The 15,651-nt window shown below is 40.0% G+C and carries 18 protein-coding genes; 13 read left to right on the plus strand and 5 right to left on the minus strand.

The annotated features are described in order from the left end of the window. The first annotated feature begins 1 nt into the window (after nt 1). On the plus strand, nt 2-478 hold the full coding sequence (locus M595_RS01020; RefSeq protein WP_052001677.1) for a sterol desaturase family protein: 477 nt from the start codon (nt 2-4) through the stop codon (nt 476-478). A 35-nt stretch (nt 479-513) separates the two neighbouring features. Here the strand turns inward: M595_RS01020 and phnF are convergent, their stop codons facing one another. Then, a complete protein-coding gene (phnF, locus tag M595_RS01025; protein ID WP_040483399.1) occupies nt 514-1,269 on the minus strand; it encodes a phosphonate metabolism transcriptional regulator PhnF in 756 nt (251 codons plus the stop codon). Nucleotides 1,270-1,388: 119 nt separating this feature from the next. Here phnF and phnG point away from each other — a divergent pair, with 119 nt between their 5' ends. Genes phnG through phnL form a run of 8 tightly spaced genes read left to right on the plus strand, consistent with a single transcriptional unit; the run spans nt 1,389 to nt 7,431 of the window. Continuing rightward, entirely contained in the window at nt 1,389-1,838 is a 450-nt protein-coding gene (phnG, locus tag M595_RS01030; RefSeq protein WP_023064207.1) for a phosphonate C-P lyase system protein PhnG, read from the plus strand. 47 nt (nt 1,839-1,885) lie between these two features. Beyond that, nucleotides 1,886-2,470 (plus strand): phosphonate C-P lyase system protein PhnH, encoded by a 585-nt coding sequence (gene phnH, locus M595_RS01035; RefSeq protein WP_023064180.1) that lies wholly within the window; start codon nt 1,886-1,888, stop codon nt 2,468-2,470. Between the two features lie 30 nt (nt 2,471-2,500). Next, nucleotides 2,501-3,670 (plus strand): carbon-phosphorus lyase complex subunit, encoded by a 1,170-nt coding sequence (locus M595_RS01040; protein ID WP_023064212.1) that lies wholly within the window; start codon nt 2,501-2,503, stop codon nt 3,668-3,670. Between the two features lie 53 nt (nt 3,671-3,723). Further along, a complete protein-coding gene (locus tag M595_RS01045) occupies nt 3,724-4,272 on the plus strand; it encodes a Uma2 family endonuclease (RefSeq protein ID WP_023064163.1) in 549 nt (182 codons plus the stop codon). A 37-nt stretch (nt 4,273-4,309) separates the two neighbouring features. Beyond that, on the plus strand, nt 4,310-5,164 hold the full coding sequence (locus M595_RS01050; protein WP_023064245.1) for an alpha-D-ribose 1-methylphosphonate 5-phosphate C-P-lyase PhnJ: 855 nt from the start codon (nt 4,310-4,312) through the stop codon (nt 5,162-5,164). Between the two features lie 48 nt (nt 5,165-5,212). Beyond that, complete coding sequence (locus M595_RS01055) at nt 5,213-5,875, plus strand: glutathione S-transferase family protein (protein ID WP_023064151.1); 663 nt, start codon at nt 5,213-5,215, stop codon at nt 5,873-5,875. An 11-nt stretch (nt 5,876-5,886) separates the two neighbouring features. Next, nucleotides 5,887-6,666 carry a phosphonate C-P lyase system protein PhnK gene (phnK, locus tag M595_RS01060; RefSeq protein WP_023064156.1) on the plus strand — a complete coding sequence of 260 codons (780 nt, stop codon included), beginning with the start codon at nt 5,887-5,889 and terminating at the stop codon, nt 6,664-6,666. 24 nt (nt 6,667-6,690) lie between these two features. Next, a complete protein-coding gene (gene phnL, locus M595_RS01065) occupies nt 6,691-7,431 on the plus strand; it encodes a phosphonate C-P lyase system protein PhnL (protein ID WP_238987002.1) in 741 nt (246 codons plus the stop codon). 18 nt (nt 7,432-7,449) lie between these two features. Here the strand turns inward: phnL and M595_RS01070 are convergent, their stop codons facing one another. Next, the gene (locus M595_RS01070) at nt 7,450-7,743 is read right to left on the minus strand and encodes a Dabb family protein (RefSeq protein ID WP_023064175.1); all 294 of its coding nucleotides are present in this window, start codon (nt 7,741-7,743) and stop codon (nt 7,450-7,452) included. 124 nt (nt 7,744-7,867) lie between these two features. On the opposite strand from M595_RS01070, the gene M595_RS01075 reads away from it, so the two are divergent. The 4 genes from M595_RS01075 (at nt 7,868) to M595_RS01090 (ending at nt 11,033) form a co-directional block, all read left to right on the plus strand. Next, the gene (locus M595_RS01075) at nt 7,868-9,004 is read left to right on the plus strand and encodes an alpha-D-ribose 1-methylphosphonate 5-triphosphate diphosphatase (RefSeq protein WP_023064073.1); all 1,137 of its coding nucleotides are present in this window, start codon (nt 7,868-7,870) and stop codon (nt 9,002-9,004) included. A gap of 37 nt (nt 9,005-9,041) precedes the next feature. Continuing rightward, entirely contained in the window at nt 9,042-9,578 is a 537-nt protein-coding gene (locus tag M595_RS01080; protein WP_023064111.1) for a hypothetical protein, read from the plus strand. A gap of 34 nt (nt 9,579-9,612) precedes the next feature. Beyond that, nucleotides 9,613-10,182, plus strand: coding sequence for a phosphonate degradation HD-domain oxygenase (locus M595_RS01085; RefSeq protein ID WP_238987003.1), 570 nt, complete (start codon nt 9,613-9,615; stop codon nt 10,180-10,182). Between the two features lie 149 nt (nt 10,183-10,331). Then, on the plus strand, nt 10,332-11,033 hold the full coding sequence (locus tag M595_RS01090; protein ID WP_023064083.1) for an HAD-IA family hydrolase: 702 nt from the start codon (nt 10,332-10,334) through the stop codon (nt 11,031-11,033). Here M595_RS01090 and M595_RS01095 read toward each other — a convergent pair. The 3 genes from M595_RS01095 to M595_RS01105 all read right to left on the minus strand — a co-directional run bounded on the left by M595_RS01095 (nt 11,023) and on the right by M595_RS01105 (nt 15,560). Continuing rightward, nucleotides 11,023-13,458, minus strand: a complete 2,436-nt coding sequence (locus M595_RS01095; RefSeq protein ID WP_052001678.1) for a CHASE2 domain-containing protein — start codon at nt 13,456-13,458, stop codon at nt 11,023-11,025. The two genes, M595_RS01090 and M595_RS01095, sit on opposite strands and share 11 nt — an antisense overlap. A 243-nt stretch (nt 13,459-13,701) precedes the next feature. After that, nucleotides 13,702-14,892: a DUF1822 family protein gene (locus M595_RS01100; RefSeq protein WP_023064126.1), complete on the minus strand. Its 1,191-nt coding sequence runs from the start codon at nt 14,890-14,892 to the stop codon at nt 13,702-13,704. After that, on the minus strand, nt 14,889-15,560 hold the full coding sequence (locus M595_RS01105) for a hypothetical protein (RefSeq protein WP_023064166.1): 672 nt from the start codon (nt 15,558-15,560) through the stop codon (nt 14,889-14,891). The genes M595_RS01100 and M595_RS01105 overlap by 4 nt, the downstream gene beginning before the upstream one ends. Nucleotides 15,561-15,651: the final 91 nt, after the last annotated feature.

A 15,651-nucleotide genomic window follows, 5' to 3' on the forward strand; every position in this document is an offset into this window, starting at 1 on the left:
TATTCTCCTACTCCTGTTAGGAGACTTAATTTCAACGTTTTGCTACCACGTCCCCGAACACATTTTTGGTAAGTTCCATGCTGTTGTTCACCATAGTCCAAACCGTAGCTTTGTTCGCTATGCTATTTTGACTAAAAAACCTGTCGCTTTGATCACGGGTTTTTTTGGGGCATTTCCTTACTTAATGTTTATTCCTCTATTTTGGATTATCTCACCGATTGGTACAATTTTAGGATTAATTTTGGCAGAATGTCATGTGGAGTGGAGACACGTTTCTCTACAACACTGGCAAACCCCAACTCGAGTTAAATGGATTTGTAAAATTTTCTGTATTACAACCCCCGAACGACATTGGGAACATCATCTCAATTCTAGGGTTGCCTTTGGTGATATCTTTACCTTTTATGACAAACCGGCTCAAGCTTGGTTTAGGGTTTTGTTGAGATGGAAAAAGATGTTCCGAGCCAGATACAGTTAAAGTTTAGTTCAGATTCAAATTCATTCAAACTCAAATTATAATTTAGATGATCGCTTGGAATTGAGAGTATCTAACAACTCGTTTTCAAACACCAATTCCATGCGATCTCCCCGAAATCGTGTGATACCATATTCGATAATCCGACCATCTTGATCGACATTAATTGATTCCGCTAACAAAATGGGATGATTGAGCGGTAATCTCAGTAAACGGGCATCTTGGGGACGAACAACCCGAGCAGAAACCCGCGTAGACTGACGAATATGATCGCAGCCATAAACTTCTCTAAGAAGCTGTGAAATTGACCACATTTTATGTTGAAAAGATAAAATATTGGGGAAGTAAGACAGCGGAAAATGACCTGTAGAAATGCTAATCGGTTGGTCATCAACAAAAGTTAAACGTTCGATCAATGCCACTTTATCGCCACAGGAAACCTTTAAATTATTCGCCACTACCAAACTAGCCGGAATTTCAATAGCTTGTAACAGTTGAAAGCTCATTTCTAGCCCTTGCTCAGTCATCGTGGCGTTGTAGCGAACCCGCTTACCAATGGGATATCGAATCGGTATTCCCGCAACAAAAGTACCGCGACCTTGATCAACACGCAACAATCCTTCACTTTTGAGCAAAGCAATCGCCCGCCTGACCGTATGGCGGTTGACGCTAAAGTGTTCGCTCAACTGATTTTCGGTCGGTAATTTATCCCCAACCTGATAGACTCCCTGATTGATATTTTGTCGCAACTCATTGGCGATTTGAGCGTATACAGGCACAGTATCACGGTTCATTCCAAATTTGATTCACGGTGAACCTTGTCAATTTTGACAAAGTTAGGTACTTTGTGACTAGCGGGTTTAATTGTCTAGACAAGTTGAGTTAATTTCATTCATCCTTAAACATAATTATTATGTCAAATCTTGCCCAACGACAGGCTTGGATGGCAACTTTAGCAAAAGCTTCGTTAGAGCAATTGCAAGAGAAAATGGCAGGGCTAGAACCTTTGCCCCAATACAGTTTCTTGCGTCCACCAGAAATTGGTTTAACCCAGGTTCGGGGTCGAGCCGGAGGTACAGGACAGATTTTTAACTTAGGAGAAATGACATTAACTCGCTGCGTACTCAAACTTCATTCTCAACCGATGATAACAGGTTTTGGTTACGTTGCGGGGCGCGAACATTTTCATGCTGAGTTAGCGGCTTTGGCTGATGCTTTGATGCAGCATAATGACTGGTGCGAACGGGTTAAAAAAATAGTCATAGAACCCCTGCAAGCAGAGGCGATTCGTCAACAACAAACCCAACAGTCACAAACCGCTTCAACTCAAGTTAATTTCTTTACTTTAGCTAGAGGAGAATAAAATTATGAACGTATTAGTTTTATAAATGATTGAGCAATAAAATTGTTATGAAAATTACTCAATTCCCCGGGTTTCGGGTTGGAGTTCACGATGCTCAAATTACGTTCAGGACTCTTTTAAATGCTCTCTCTTATCCAGGAATGACTCAAGAGATTTGTGTTCAACTCACGCCTCCTCCTGGATTAACATTAGCTTGTGCTGCGGCGTGCTTATCTTTACTTGATTTAGATACAACTGTTTGGTTAAGTTCAGAGTTTGAGCCTGATGTAAAAGCGTGGTTAAAATTTCATACAGGTTGTCATTTTACAACTCATCCTCAAGCTGCTAGTTTTGCAATTATTCAAAAACTGAGTAATAGACCCTCTCTAGGTGATTTTAATTGGGGAACCGCAGAAAAACCCGAACTTTCAACCACTTTATTAATTCAAATAGAGTCATTAGCACCCTGTGAACCGATTCGCTTAAATGGGCCAGGAATTTCCGAGGAACAAGTGATCAAACTGCCGTTAGATTCAAGTTTTAGAGAGGAGTGGAATAAAAATCATCAGAGTTATCCGTTAGGAATTGATGTGTTTTTATTTAGGGAAAATACCATTATTGGTTTACCCCGAACAACAAATTTAAGTCTATAGATTTTATCAACAAATCAGGAGTGTATTGAAATGCCTTATGTAGCAGTGAAAGGTGGACAACAGGCGATAGAAAATGCAGAAACATTGTTAAAAGCGTTACGACGAGGTGATCCAAATACACCCGAATTAACCATAGAACAAATTAAACAACAACTGTCTTTAGCCGTAAACCGAGTCATGTGTGAAGGCAGTTTATATGACCCAGATTTAGCTGCTTTAGCCATTAAACAAGCTTGGGGAGATTTAGTCGAAGCAATCTTTTTAATTCGAGCTTATCGGACAACTTTACCCCGATTTTACCACAGTAAACCGTTAGAAACCAGCAAAATGCAAGTTCAACGGCGAATTTCTTCTATTTTCAAAGATATTCCCGGCGGACAAAAACTAGGCCCAACTTTTGATTATATTCATCGGTTATTAGACTTTAAATTAGCAGCAGAAGAAAATAAAACTCCCACACCGCCAACAGCATCCCCCAACGAAGAAGCTGTTACTTCGGTTTTAAATTTGTTAGGACAAGAAGGACTAATTCAAGACGAACCTCCCGAAGATAATCAACCCTTTGACCTAACTAAAAATCCTTTAAAATTACCCGCAGAACGAGATGAAAGACTACAAAATTTAGCCCGTGCAGATGAGGGATTTTTGCTGAGTTTAGCCTATTCAACTCAACGAGGATATGGTCGAAATCATCCCTTTGCAGGAGAAGTTTGCATGGGAGATGTGGAAGTGATTATTTGTCCAGAGGAGTTAGGTTTTGAAGTCGCCATTGCTGATATTACAGTCACAGAAGTGCAAATGGTCAATCAGTTTTCTGGAAACCAAAAAATGTCACCTCAATTTACACGTGGATATGGTTTAACTTTTGGATATAATGAACGAAAAGCAATGTCAATGGCATTAGTTGATCGGGCAATGCGAGCGAAAGAATTTGGTGAAGAAATTATGGGAATTGCTCAAGATGAGGAGTTTGTTTTGTCCCATTCTGATAACGTTCAAGCACAGGGATTTGTGCAGCATTTAAAGTTACCTCATTATGTCGATTTTCAAGCAGAATTACATTTAGTTCGACAGATGCAACAAGAACAGATCAATAGTGATAATTCTTCGGTTCAAGAGTCTGATTCAATCAATCCTGAACCTTCCCAAAATGAACAATCTTCTTGTTCTCCTAAAAGTTACTCCAAGTTATCTTCTTAGCCTGGTTTATAATTGATCTATACGAGAAGTATTAATCAAAGGAGATTTTAAGAATGTCAGCTTTAACGGTTAAAGATTTGGAACACTTACAACGTCAAAACCCAGATTATCAGATGGAATTAGTTGGGGGAGAAATTATCATTATGAGTCCATCCGGGTTAGAATCAGATGAAGTTGCTGCTGCAATTATTGCTCAATTATCTAACTGGATTCGTCCTCGTCGTTTAGGGCGAGTTACAGCCTCAAGTGCGGGTTTTATCTTACCCAATACAGATCATGATGTGCGGGCGCCGGATGCTGCTTTTATTCGAGCCGAACGACTCAAAAAAACAACAGAAAACTATGCTGAAGTGGTTCCCGATTTGATTTTTGAAGTGAAGTCAAAGTCTGATTATTTAACGAAGTTGCGTCAGAAAATACAAGCATTTTTAACAACCGGAACCCAAATCGGAGTATTAGTTGATCCGCGAACTCGCACAATAGAAGTTTATCGCCTAAATGCTGAAAAAATGATTCTACAAGATGGAGAGATTCTCACAGTACCAGAGGTGCTTCCGGGTTGGGAATTACCACTTTCAGAAATTTGGGCACCCGAATTTTAATCCTTTAGTTTAGAACAAACTTACTCAAAAATTAACCATGATTTCTAATTCTAAAAATCAATCTTACGAAGGGTTTAACTTTGCCTATCTAGACGAACAAACTAAACGTTCAATTCGTCGAACTCTTTTAAAAGCCGTTGCTATTCCAGGTCATCAAATCCCCTTTTCTTCTAAAGAAATGCCCATGTCCTACGGTTGGGGAACAGGAGGAATTCAAGTTACTGCTTCTGTGATTGGAAAAACAGATGTTTTAAAAGTGATTGATCAAGGTTCAGATGATACGACAAATGCTGTTAATATTCGGCGTTTTTTTGCGAAAGTTTGTAATATTAAAACCACTGAAAAAACATCAGAAGCTACTTTGATTCAAACTCGACATCGGATTCCCGAAACACCTTTAAAAGAAGGTCAAGTGATGGTTTATCAAGTTCCTATTCCTGAACCGTTGCGTTGGTTAGAACCCTCAGAAGTGCAAACTCAAAAAATGCACGCCCTAGAAGAATATGGTTCAATGTACGTTAAACTCTACGAAGATATTACTAAATATGGTTATATTTCCACCTCTTATGATTATCCGGTTATGGTTAATCATCGCTATTTAATGAGTCCAAGTCCTATTCCTCGATTTGATAATCCTAAACTGAATAATTCTCCAGCATTACAACTATTTGGGGCGGGACGAGAAAAGCGAATTTATGCTATTCCTCCCTATACTTGTGTGAAAAGTTTAGACTTTGAAGATCATCCGTTTTCCGTCGAAAAATGGAATAAACCCTGTCAACTTTGCGGATCAATAGAAAGTTATTTAGATGAAGTCATAATGGATGACCAAGGGACAAGAATGTGGGTGTGTTCAGATAGCGATTATTGTCAGCAGCAACAGCAAAAATAAGGTATAATTGAAACGAAAAACTCGAACGATCAATAGAGTATTTGAATCATGTTAAAGTTTTATCACACTCCCTTGTCTGTTAATAGTCGTCGGGTTTGGGTAATGTTATTAGAAAAGCAAGTTGAATTTGAGGAAATCGTTCTCAGCTTACAAGGAGATCAATTTGATGCTGAGTATTTAAAATTAAATCCTTTTCATCATATCCCGACTCTTGTTGATGATGATTTTACCTTAATTGAATCTCTAGCGATTTTAGATTATCTAGAAGCCAAATATCCAACCCCTAGTTTTACACCCAAAGACGCTAAAGCCATTGGAATTATGCGGATGATAGAATTAGTAACAGTCAATGAACTTTTACCCACAACTTTACCGCTATTAAAACAGAGGGTTGGTTTACCAGAAGATCCGAAACAACCGTTAGAAGCCGTTTACCAAAAGATTACAACTATTTTTGATTTTTATCAAAAGTATTTAGGTGACAATCCTTATTTAGTGGGCGAACAAATAACGCTGGCTGATATTGTCGTTGGCACTGTTATCCCCACATTAAAATATATGAATATCTCCCTTGAAAATCATCCTCAACTGCAAGACTGGTGTGAACGGTTAATGTTGCGAGAAAGTTGGAAAAAAACCGAACAAAAGCCAGAATATATTGAAGCTTCTTACGCTAAAATTAAAGCCATTTTAACCCAAAAAAATCAATAAGTTAATAATCTATGAATAAGATTAAACCCTTGCTTACTGTAGATAATCTAAGTAAAAATTACGGTTCAACTCAAGCTTGTAATGATATTTCTTTTACGCTTTATTCGGGTCAAGTGTTAGGAATAGTTGGTGAATCCGGTTCGGGTAAATCAACCTTACTCAAAGCAATTGCTGGATTTTTATCTATCGAACAGGGTAAAATAAACTATTTAAACCGTCAAGAAAAATGGTTAGATTTTCAACAAATTTCTGAATCCCATCGACGTCAACTGATGCGAACAGAATGGGGATTTGTTCAGCAAAATCCTCGGGATGGTTTACGGATGAATATCACAGCAGGTGCGAATATTGGTGAACGTTTAATGGATATTGGGGTGCGAAATTATGGTAAAATTCGTCAAGAAATTGCCTATTGGTTAGAACAGGTTGAAATCGATTGTCGTTGGATGGATGAACTTCCCACTACTTTTTCGGGAGGAATGCAGCAACGCCTACAAATTGCCAGAGTTTTAGTGACTCAACCCCGTTTAATTTTAATGGATGAACCCACCGGAGGATTGGATGTTTCGGTACAAGCAAGATTGTTAGATTTATTACGTTCTTTAGTGAGAACTTTAAATTTAAGTGTTATTTTAGTGACTCACGATATCGGAGTTGTACGGTTACTTGCTCATCGGTTATTTGTGATGAAAAATGGCAAAATTGTAGAGTATGGATTAACCGATCAAGTATTAGATGATCCTCAACATCCCTACACCCAACAGTTGGTGAGTGCGACTCTCATCCCTTAGTTAATATCATAAAAACGAAAAAAAATGACAAAAATGCAACTCAAACATCAACCCATTGAGTCTGTAATTTATGACTCTGATGATTCTATTTTACTCAAAGCGGAGAACCTTTCTAAAGGCTTTACTTTGCACAATCAGGGGAGTGTTTCTCTCTCTGTTTTAAAAGAAGTCTCTCTCCAAGTTAAACAAGGAGAAGGAGTCGCATTATCGGGAAAATCAGGTTCAGGAAAGTCTACCTTTATGCGATTACTTTATGGAAATTACCGAGTTGATAGCGGTTCAATTTGGATCAAACATCACCAAAATTGGGTAGATTTAACTCGACTAGAACCCCACGAACTCTTAGAAGTGCGACAGACAACAATCGGCTATGTCAGTCAATTTTTGCGCGTTATTCCTCGGGTTCCAGCGTTAGAGATTGCCGTAGAACCTTTACTAGAGTTAGGGGAAAATATAGACACCGCTTATGAAAAAGTTCAACAGCTTTTTATTCACCTCAACTTACCCGAACGACTCTGGAGTTTATCTCCAACAACGTTTTCAGGTGGAGAAAAACAACGGGTGAATATTGCTCGGGCTTTATCGGTAGATTATCCAATTTTACTTTTAGATGAACCGACTTCTGCTTTAGATGAAAGTAACTCTCAAGCCGTAATCCAACTGTTACAAGAACGTCAAGCCAAAGGTTCTGCTTTAATTGGAATCTTTCACGACGAAGGAGTTAGAAATCAGCTTTGTCTGCGAGAATTAACCTTTGGTGATTAGATCCATAATGACTTTGAATTAAACTTCGTAATCAACTGCAAGAATCTCTGCTAAAATGGGCTTGATCAAATTCTGCACCACAGCTTGATGATCCGGATGTGGAGTATAAGCCTCCAAAGCTGTTTTATCTGTAAATTTAACGACTAATCCATGCTGAAATCCCTGAGAACGTTCAGAAAAATTGGTTCCACAGGATAAGTCGATAATACCGGGAATTTTAGTTTTTAATTCTTTCAGTCCCTCTAGAACTGCTGCAATTGCTTCTGGTGTCGCTTCTTCTGTCCATTTAAACAAAACAACGTGTATAATCATTCTTGCTGAGATCCTAATCATCATTTAAACGCCTTTAGAATTTTAGCAGAATTTTCGTTACAATATTAAAGTTTGAGAATTAAAAACCTTGATTAATTTTAGATTAACTAACAATTAAGAAACCATGAATGAACAAGTCTACACCAATTATCGTCTACAACTTCCAGATCAAGAATTGATAGGAACTTTAGTCGTTCGTGACGGCAAAATTGCAGACATTCAACCTGGTGTTGTTCCCACGGGTCAAAATGGTCAGGGAGACTATTTAATGCCGGGATTAATCGAACTCCATACCGATAATTTAGAAAAATGTATGTCTCCTCGTCCAAGCGTTAAATGGCCGTTAGAAGCTGCTGCAACTTACCATGATCGGGATTTAATTGGTGCAGGAATTACAACGGTTTGTGATGCAATTGGGATTGGAGATATTAAACCCGGTTCTAAGCGGATGAGTCATTTTAGACCGATGATTGAGGTGATTTTAGACGGACAAAAAGCCGGAAGATTTACAGCCGATCATCGCCTACATTTACGATGTGAACTTTCCTATGATCAAGTTTGTGATGTCGCCAATGACTATAGCGAACATCCCTTACTTTCGCTCATTTCAGTCATGGATCATACACCCGGACAACGACAGTTTGTAGATGTAAAAAGATACACAGAATATTATATGGGAAAATATGGATTTTCTGCCCACGAAATGGAAAACTTTGTCAAAATGCGTCGTGATTTGCAACAAAAATATGCAGAAAACAACCGAAAATCTATTATCCAACTCACTCAAGCCAAAAATATTTCTTTAGCCACTCACGATGATGCCACTGTAGAACACGTTCAAGAAGCAGTTGAAAATGGTGCAACCATTGCCGAATTTCCAACCACATTAGATGCAGCCAAAACCGCTCATAAATCGGGTTTAAAAGTATTAATGGGTTCACCCAATTTAGTGTTAGGTGGCTCACATTCAGGTAATATTTCCGCAATGGAACTAATTCAACAAGATCTCGTTGATATTCTTTCCTCTGATTATGTTCCTCATAGCTTGTTACAATCTATTTTTATTATTGCAAATCAGCTTAAAAAACCGATTTATGAAGCCATGCGTCTCGTCACCAGCAACCCCGCAAAAGCAATTAATTTATTTCAAGAACGAGGCAGTTTAGACATCGGAAAACAAGCCGATTTAATCACCGTTCATAATGATGGAATCGTTCCCCGCATCACTTCTGTAATTCGTCAAGGTCAACGAGTGGCATAATAGCTAAAAATTAAAAGAACGAAAAATCCCGATCAAGATGATGAACACTGAACAATTTATTATCTATGCTTGTCCAGTCGGAGAACTCAATGAACAAATTAATCTTTATTTCCAAAAAAGCCAAGAACACTGTGGAGAAAATCCCGCCCATGATTATATGCCCCATTGTTCCCTCACCGGATTTTTTAACGCCAATCCAAATAGGATTCCTGATTACTTGAACAGTCTCGATCAAATCTATCATCAATCTGAAAATCTCTCTTTAGATATAAAAATTGTGCAGATGATGTTCAAACCGAAGTGGCATGGTTTAGAATTAAAAGCATCCGGTTTAAAACACCTAATCGCTAACTTTGCCGAAATCATGCACCGTCAACCTATTGAGGAAAATATTCGACTCAAAGACTGGCTTCATATTAGTTTCGCCTATAAATTTCAACCCCAACACCATGAAACCTTAAAAAAACTGGCTGAAAATACGATTAATCCTGAATCTCTAACTCAATGGGAATTACGATTTTATCAAAAATATTCTAACGGCTGCTGGACTTGTTTACAATCTTGGACTCTATAATTCAACCTTATCTCTAAAATTATTAATTGTAATTATGATTCAATTCCAATCCACCATGAAACTTGGCTTTGAACAAATCATTGAAATCCTTAAAACTCGGGGTCATGAACAATATGGTCAAGAAAACGTAAGTCAACTCGAACACGCCTTACAATCTGCGACATTAGCACAATCTAATGATGCTTCTTCTGAACTGATCACCGCTTGTTTATTGCATGACTTCGGACATCTCATTCATCAGTGGGGAGAAGATGCCGCCATACGCGGAATTGATGATCGCCATGAGTATTGTGCCTTACCTTTCTTGAGCTTATTATTTAGTTCGGCGGTGACTGAACCGATTCGTCTTCATGTCGCAGCTAAACGTTATCTTTGTATCACCAATTCCGAATATTGGCAAACATTATCCCCCGCGTCTCAACACAGTTTGAACCTACAAGGGGGAATTTTTTCGCCCGATGAAGCAACCACATTTATTAATCATCCCTATGCAAAAGATGCCATCAAGCTGCGAATTTGGGATGATCAAGCCAAACAAGTCAATTATTCAACTCCGAGTTTAGAAGACTTCATTCCCACTCTCCAGGCTTGTCTAAAGTCCTAAAATCAGGGAAAAGAGAGAGAACTGATCAACTCTCTCTAAATTTCTTTAAATTTACTCTAATATTCCGGGTTAGACTAAATTTTTAGAGAAAAGAGAGAGAACCCCAAATTTTAGTCATATCACCCTTTATTTCTGACTTTTTTTTATCAATGGAAACCCGTTCAAAAATCACACATATTATTTACGATCTAGATGGTTTACTGTTAGATACAGAACCTCTCCATGCCAAAGTTAACCAAATGTTGGCGAGTCGTTATGACAAATTGATCGAGCCTTCTTTAATGTGTAAATTGCGAGGTCGAAAATCCCATGATTCAGCAAAACTCATTATTGAAATGCTCGAAATTCCCTTAAGCGTTGAAGCGTATCTCACCGAAAAAGATGCGATTATTTATCAATATTATGCCCATGTTCCGCCCTTAGAAGGTGCGGTTGAACTCACCCAACATTTGGCGACTCATCGCATTCCTCAAGCCATCGCCACCAGTTCGAGTAGTCGTCCCTATGCGGCCAAAACTCAAAGTCATCAGCAATGGTTTTCGATGTTTCAATGTATTATTCGGGGTGATGATCCCCAACTCAAAAATGGCAAACCTGCACCCGATATTTTCTTACTCGCCGCCCAACGTTTAGGGGCTAAACCGGAAAATTGTTTAGTGTTTGAAGATGCCTTAGCGGGAGTTGCCGCCGCCAAAGCAGCAGGAATGGCTGTGGTGGCTGTTCCGGCAGCAGATATGGATCAACAACTCTATCTCGAAGCCGATCAAATTCTCAATTCTTTAAGTGAATTTCAACCCGAAGACTGGCAATTACCCCGCTTTAATTCATCAGTAAACGCTTCTAAACTTTGAGAAGACGATAAATTAATGTAGTTGCTATTAATGCTGCTGCTAAAGCCAATGCAGGCGGAACAAATGGAATCCATAATCCCTGTTCAATCAGCAAAATATAACTATAACGATGCAAAACCCAAAGCATCGGTACTGCAACCCCAACCGCAATCGCAGGACGGAACCAACGGGCGAGTAAACCGCCAACTAACGCCCAAACTAAAATCCAAATATTCTCTTTCCAGTCAGGCCACCATCCTAACAGTTGTCGTTGATCTTTAACAGCACTCACCAGTTGTGAAATCATGTGACCCTGAAGAAAAATCTCGGACATTTCTCCATAGGGAGTCGAATAAACGGTTTCAAATTCGGGAACACTCGTGCCAATTAACACAATTTTATCTTTGACTAAAGCCGGATCAACTGAACCATTTAAGACTTCAGTTAGACTCGTTTTGGGTGCAATTTCACCGCCTGTTGCCCGATAGTTTAACAGCAATTGTGCATGAGCCACATCAATAAGTTGATCATCGTAGATCGTCGTATTCATCGGCAAACGAGTCAGTGTGACATTACCCAACTCAAAATCTCGTCTTTCTTGATAAATTTCTTCGGTAATTATCCCCTCATCCGCCAAATAACGAAACGCCATCAGCAAATTAAAAGATAACTCACTTTGACAGGGCGAAATTTGCCGATCTCCTGGAGGTTCTAGACTCAATAATTGACGCCGAATGATTCTATCTGTATCGATAACCTGATCGCTAAATCCAATTCTATGTTTCCAGTTTGCACCTTGAATTGCATGAGGAGAAGGGGCGCGACCCAAATCTAAGGCATCTTCTCCGACATCACATTGACTAATAAATCGATCATCATCTTTAAAGCGATTAATTAGCCTCTTATATTCCGGTTTGAGTTGATAATCACGATCAAGGGTTAAGCCAATCACACGGGGTTCTAATACTGCCAGTTTTTCAATTAATTCTTCGAGATAGCCATCATTCAGAGACTTATATTTTCCTTCGTTAGGCGGTCTAATTTGAGTATTAACATCCTGGCGAGTAATATCAACAATTAACATTCGAGAGTCTAGCGTTTCTGCCGGACGCGATCGCATGAAATGATCAAAAGCTTTCAACTCTAAAAACTCTAACTGCCCAAAATCTCGAATAAAAATCACTAAAAAAGCTGCAATTAAACTCGCACTAACCGCCATAATAATGCGAAGAAATCGACGCCTTTGTTTGCGGTTCTTCAAGACTTTAGCTTCGGATATTTCCCGATCTTCAATCTCTTTCTTTTTCACTGTCGGTTGGCGTAACTGTTGCCAACTCGGAGGCACATCCGCTAAGTTTTGAAAAATCAGAGGCAACCAAGTTGCTCCGGGTAATTCTTGATAATCTTCCAGTCGTTGTTGAGCTTGATAAACGGATTTATATAAAGGTTTTCCCGTCGAATATTCTGCCAGAAACTCTTTCAAAAAAGACTGAGCCACAACATCCGGCACCGACTCCTGCATCACAATTGCAACCGGAATTTTTCGTTGAATCAACTCCTGGGCTAATCCCAACCCATCGCAGGAATTAAACACCGCAATTTTTAAACCATTATTAATCGCTTCTTTGAGAGTATTTTTAAACTCATCCAGCCTTAAACTTTCTTTCTCACTTAGATAAATTCGACCCGTGGTTTCTTCCGTCTTACTATGTCCGGCAAAAAACAAAATATCCCAACCTTTGGGTTGGCGAAGCGTCTTAATAAACTGTGTAGAACGAGGCTGATGTAGAAACGTCACCTCAGCACCTTTCAACTTCCGAATCGCTTCTTGATCGGGTTGTAAATTCAGATTGCGTTGATCTCCTAAAACCGCCAAAATTCTGACTTTATTGGAGCGACTTGAACGGTTTACAGGCGTAAAATTGGCACTAAATCCCGGTAAAGTATAACCCAAGCCAGTATGATATTCTTCGAGTAAATCCCAAACGTGCCAGGGTAACTTCCACAGTCGAGGATTTTTGGTTTGAATAATAAGGCGAATTTCACTTTCACCTTGAGCAAATTCAACCCTCAAACGTTCCCGAATACATTGCCATTTCGGAGTAGAAGATTGCAGCCATTTTTTCATGCGTTTATCGACATCTCGCACCAAACGCTGACAGCGAGAAAAATCATCAACAGCCGAAGAATTACTTTGAAAACTTTCATCAATTTCCCAAGCTTCTTCAGTTTCAGTGTTAAGACGCCGACTCGACTGACTCGCGCCTTGCAAACGCCGAAAACGAGTTTGCCAACTCACATAACATCCTTCTAAACCCGGGTTTGGAGGAAGTTGACCTTCGAGTTCAGCCAAAAGACAGTTATCATCGGTTTTGATCTGAAGCAAAACATCGAAGCCTTGCTCGAAATTACCATGACCAACCTTCAGTATTGCGACCTTGCCCATAGAGGCTATCCTATCTTATCGATTTGACTCTGCACACCGCACCCATTGGGGGTTCTAAAATGAGACAACATTTTGATCTGTTGCTTTACGAGTCCCACTATTGCTATCTTTCAATATATTGTACAGATAGCCAAAATCTATAGCAAATCTTTCTTTTGAGGGGTTGATCGCAATTTCTCCCCTCTATTCTCTTGCATTGGGTACTTTTACCTGCATTCTTGAAATTTTGTCGGAGAATTATCATTAGGCCAGAAAATCTTCTGTCACAATCATTGAACCGAATTGCAATTGCACCTGAAAACCCGTTTCTGGGGGTGGACTAAAACGACGTCCAATGGTTCGATCTAAACCAGACCCTTGACGATCACTTCTCGCTTCTACCTGTAGACGAGTTTCTCCCGACATCGACAACACTCTCAATGCTAAACCCCCTGGTAAAACCGTCAAAGACCCTAGCGGTTCAACTTGCAGCCAGACTCCAATCCGATCATTGGCTTTCGGCATAATCGCCACCATCAACGCCACTTGTTCGGAGTTCGGTTTCGAGGTCAAATTGATCGCCCTGACTCGTCGAATTCCGGCTTGAGGATGATTGGGGTCTAGTTTCCCTAAACTCAAAGCGGCTTGCCAACGGGTTTCTTCGTCTTCTGCGGTTGCCAAGAGTTCCGTTAAAGCGTTAATCGTTGTCGAATTGCTAACGCCCATGTAACCTAAGTCGCCCGCCGCTTGAGCGCGAACCTCCTCACTTTGATCGGGGTCTAATAACCGGATCACAGACGCCACAGAATCAGGATTTTCAATCACGGCTGTCTCTCCTCCCCGCACCGCAAAACTGGGTTCAGCCGGAGATAATAGAGTTTCTACCGTTTCCCAACCTGTGGTGACTGTATTTTGCAGCCATTGACGTAAATTGACCGAAGTTGGGACGGTTTCAGCCTGGGGGGATGAGAGCAGATGTTCGAGTAACTCATCCGGCGATCGCAATTGTCTAAGCGAGATCGAATCATTCGCCGTTTCCACAAAGCCCAACAATGTGGCTAATTCCTGTTCTAAGTCCAGTTCTACAATCACATAACCAATGCGATCGCTTTGCACCTCACCAGGAACCGAACAAGCTGTTGAGTTGAGATCTTCAGGAACCTGAATGGGACGACATTCTAAACGACCTCGACCGACAACTTCCAAGTCTGCCACATCTGCATACAAACGAACAGAGGGGTTCCAACTATCTCCGGTTGTTAAATTGGTGGGAATTCCCATAATTCGCAAATAGTTATTGACGATGCACACCGCCAGAGTATTGAGATAAACCTGAGTCGCTTTTTGCGGAGTGGGTTGTTGGGCGGCAAATTGTTCAGCTAATGATTTAGCTTGAGAAGGGATAAATAAGGGAATGGAGAAATCATCTAGGGTTTGCATAAATTGACTGATCATGATTTCCTTTTGGTCCGAGTTTTAGCAGGGTCAATATACCCCTGAGAAGTACCAAATTCTCGTAAAAGGGGTAAACACTTACGGTTGTAAAATTTCGGCAAATCTTTGGTTTCTGCGGGTGTGAGGTCAAAGTCTGAGGCAATATCATTCCAGGGTGTCTCTGATGGAAACCGTCTGAGAAAGAGAACCTGACAGTTAACATCAGGACAATTTCTAAAGCAGGTTTTACATAAGAGGTGATCGGGATCTTTGTTGACCCATTCTGTGGTTTTTTCCCAAATTTCGAGAACGGGTTGAATATCAAATTCAGCCACTACTCTCTCGATGGGATCTGTAAAGTTTGCTTCAGTATTGGATGGAGTAATTTGACGGTTTAGCTGCCGATTGGCGCGATCGCGCCAACTTCTCAGCCGTTTTTTTAAGTGGTTGTCAAGCCAGGTAATCACACTGGCCCGTTCCGGATCGTACTCCTCTAAATGCCCACAGCAGTATTCCCAAGTTTCCTGAAGTGCGTCGTTATAATATTCGGTCTTCTCTCTCCACAGCTTACCCGAACGCATAATTTTACGAATAATCTGATTGAGTCTTTGCCGACGTTCTACACTCTCAGGAGGATAGGTACAAGCCTCGGCAACGAGTTGACGGAGTTGAGTGTGTATGTTGTCCATAGACTGGTATTTAGTTATAGGAATTGCCGCTATCTTTTTCGCAGATTAACCCTAAAAAAAATTTTTTTCCAGATCTTGCGAAAACTTACTT

The sequence above is a fragment of the Lyngbya aestuarii BL J genome (assembly GCF_000478195.2).
GTDB classification, from domain to species: Bacteria; Cyanobacteriota; Cyanobacteriia; order Cyanobacteriales; family Microcoleaceae; genus Capilliphycus; species Capilliphycus aestuarii.

Bases quoted from the DNA above. Each gene is read 5' to 3' on its own strand.
- M595_RS01040 (WP_023064212.1), top strand. From the start codon at position 2,501: ATGCCTTATGTAGCAGTGAAAGGTGGACAACAGGCGATAGAAAATGCA.
- M595_RS01055 (WP_023064151.1), top strand. From the start codon at position 5,213: ATGTTAAAGTTTTATCACACTCCCTTGTCTGTTAATAGTCGTCGGGTT.
- M595_RS01105 (WP_023064166.1), bottom strand. From the start codon at position 15,560: ATGGACAACATACACACTCAACTCCGTCAACTCGTTGCCGAGGCTTGT.
- M595_RS01100 (WP_023064126.1), bottom strand. From the start codon at position 14,892: ATGATCAGTCAATTTATGCAAACCCTAGATGATTTCTCCATTCCCTTA.
- M595_RS01075 (WP_023064073.1), top strand. From the start codon at position 7,868: ATGAATGAACAAGTCTACACCAATTATCGTCTACAACTTCCAGATCAA.
- M595_RS01050 (WP_023064245.1), top strand. From the start codon at position 4,310: ATGATTTCTAATTCTAAAAATCAATCTTACGAAGGGTTTAACTTTGCC.
- phnH (WP_023064180.1), top strand. From the start codon at position 1,886: ATGAAAATTACTCAATTCCCCGGGTTTCGGGTTGGAGTTCACGATGCT.
- M595_RS01095 (WP_052001678.1), bottom strand. From the start codon at position 13,458: ATGGGCAAGGTCGCAATACTGAAGGTTGGTCATGGTAATTTCGAGCAA.
- phnL (WP_238987002.1), top strand. From the start codon at position 6,691: ATGACAAAAATGCAACTCAAACATCAACCCATTGAGTCTGTAATTTAT.
- M595_RS01045 (WP_023064163.1), top strand. From the start codon at position 3,724: ATGTCAGCTTTAACGGTTAAAGATTTGGAACACTTACAACGTCAAAAC.
- M595_RS01090 (WP_023064083.1), top strand. From the start codon at position 10,332: ATGGAAACCCGTTCAAAAATCACACATATTATTTACGATCTAGATGGT.
- phnF (WP_040483399.1), bottom strand. From the start codon at position 1,269: ATGAACCGTGATACTGTGCCTGTATACGCTCAAATCGCCAATGAGTTG.
- phnK (WP_023064156.1), top strand. From the start codon at position 5,887: ATGAATAAGATTAAACCCTTGCTTACTGTAGATAATCTAAGTAAAAAT.
- phnG (WP_023064207.1), top strand. From the start codon at position 1,389: ATGTCAAATCTTGCCCAACGACAGGCTTGGATGGCAACTTTAGCAAAA.
- M595_RS01085 (WP_238987003.1), top strand. From the start codon at position 9,613: ATGATTCAATTCCAATCCACCATGAAACTTGGCTTTGAACAAATCATT.
- M595_RS01070 (WP_023064175.1), bottom strand. From the start codon at position 7,743: ATGATTATACACGTTGTTTTGTTTAAATGGACAGAAGAAGCGACACCA.
- M595_RS01080 (WP_023064111.1), top strand. From the start codon at position 9,042: ATGATGAACACTGAACAATTTATTATCTATGCTTGTCCAGTCGGAGAA.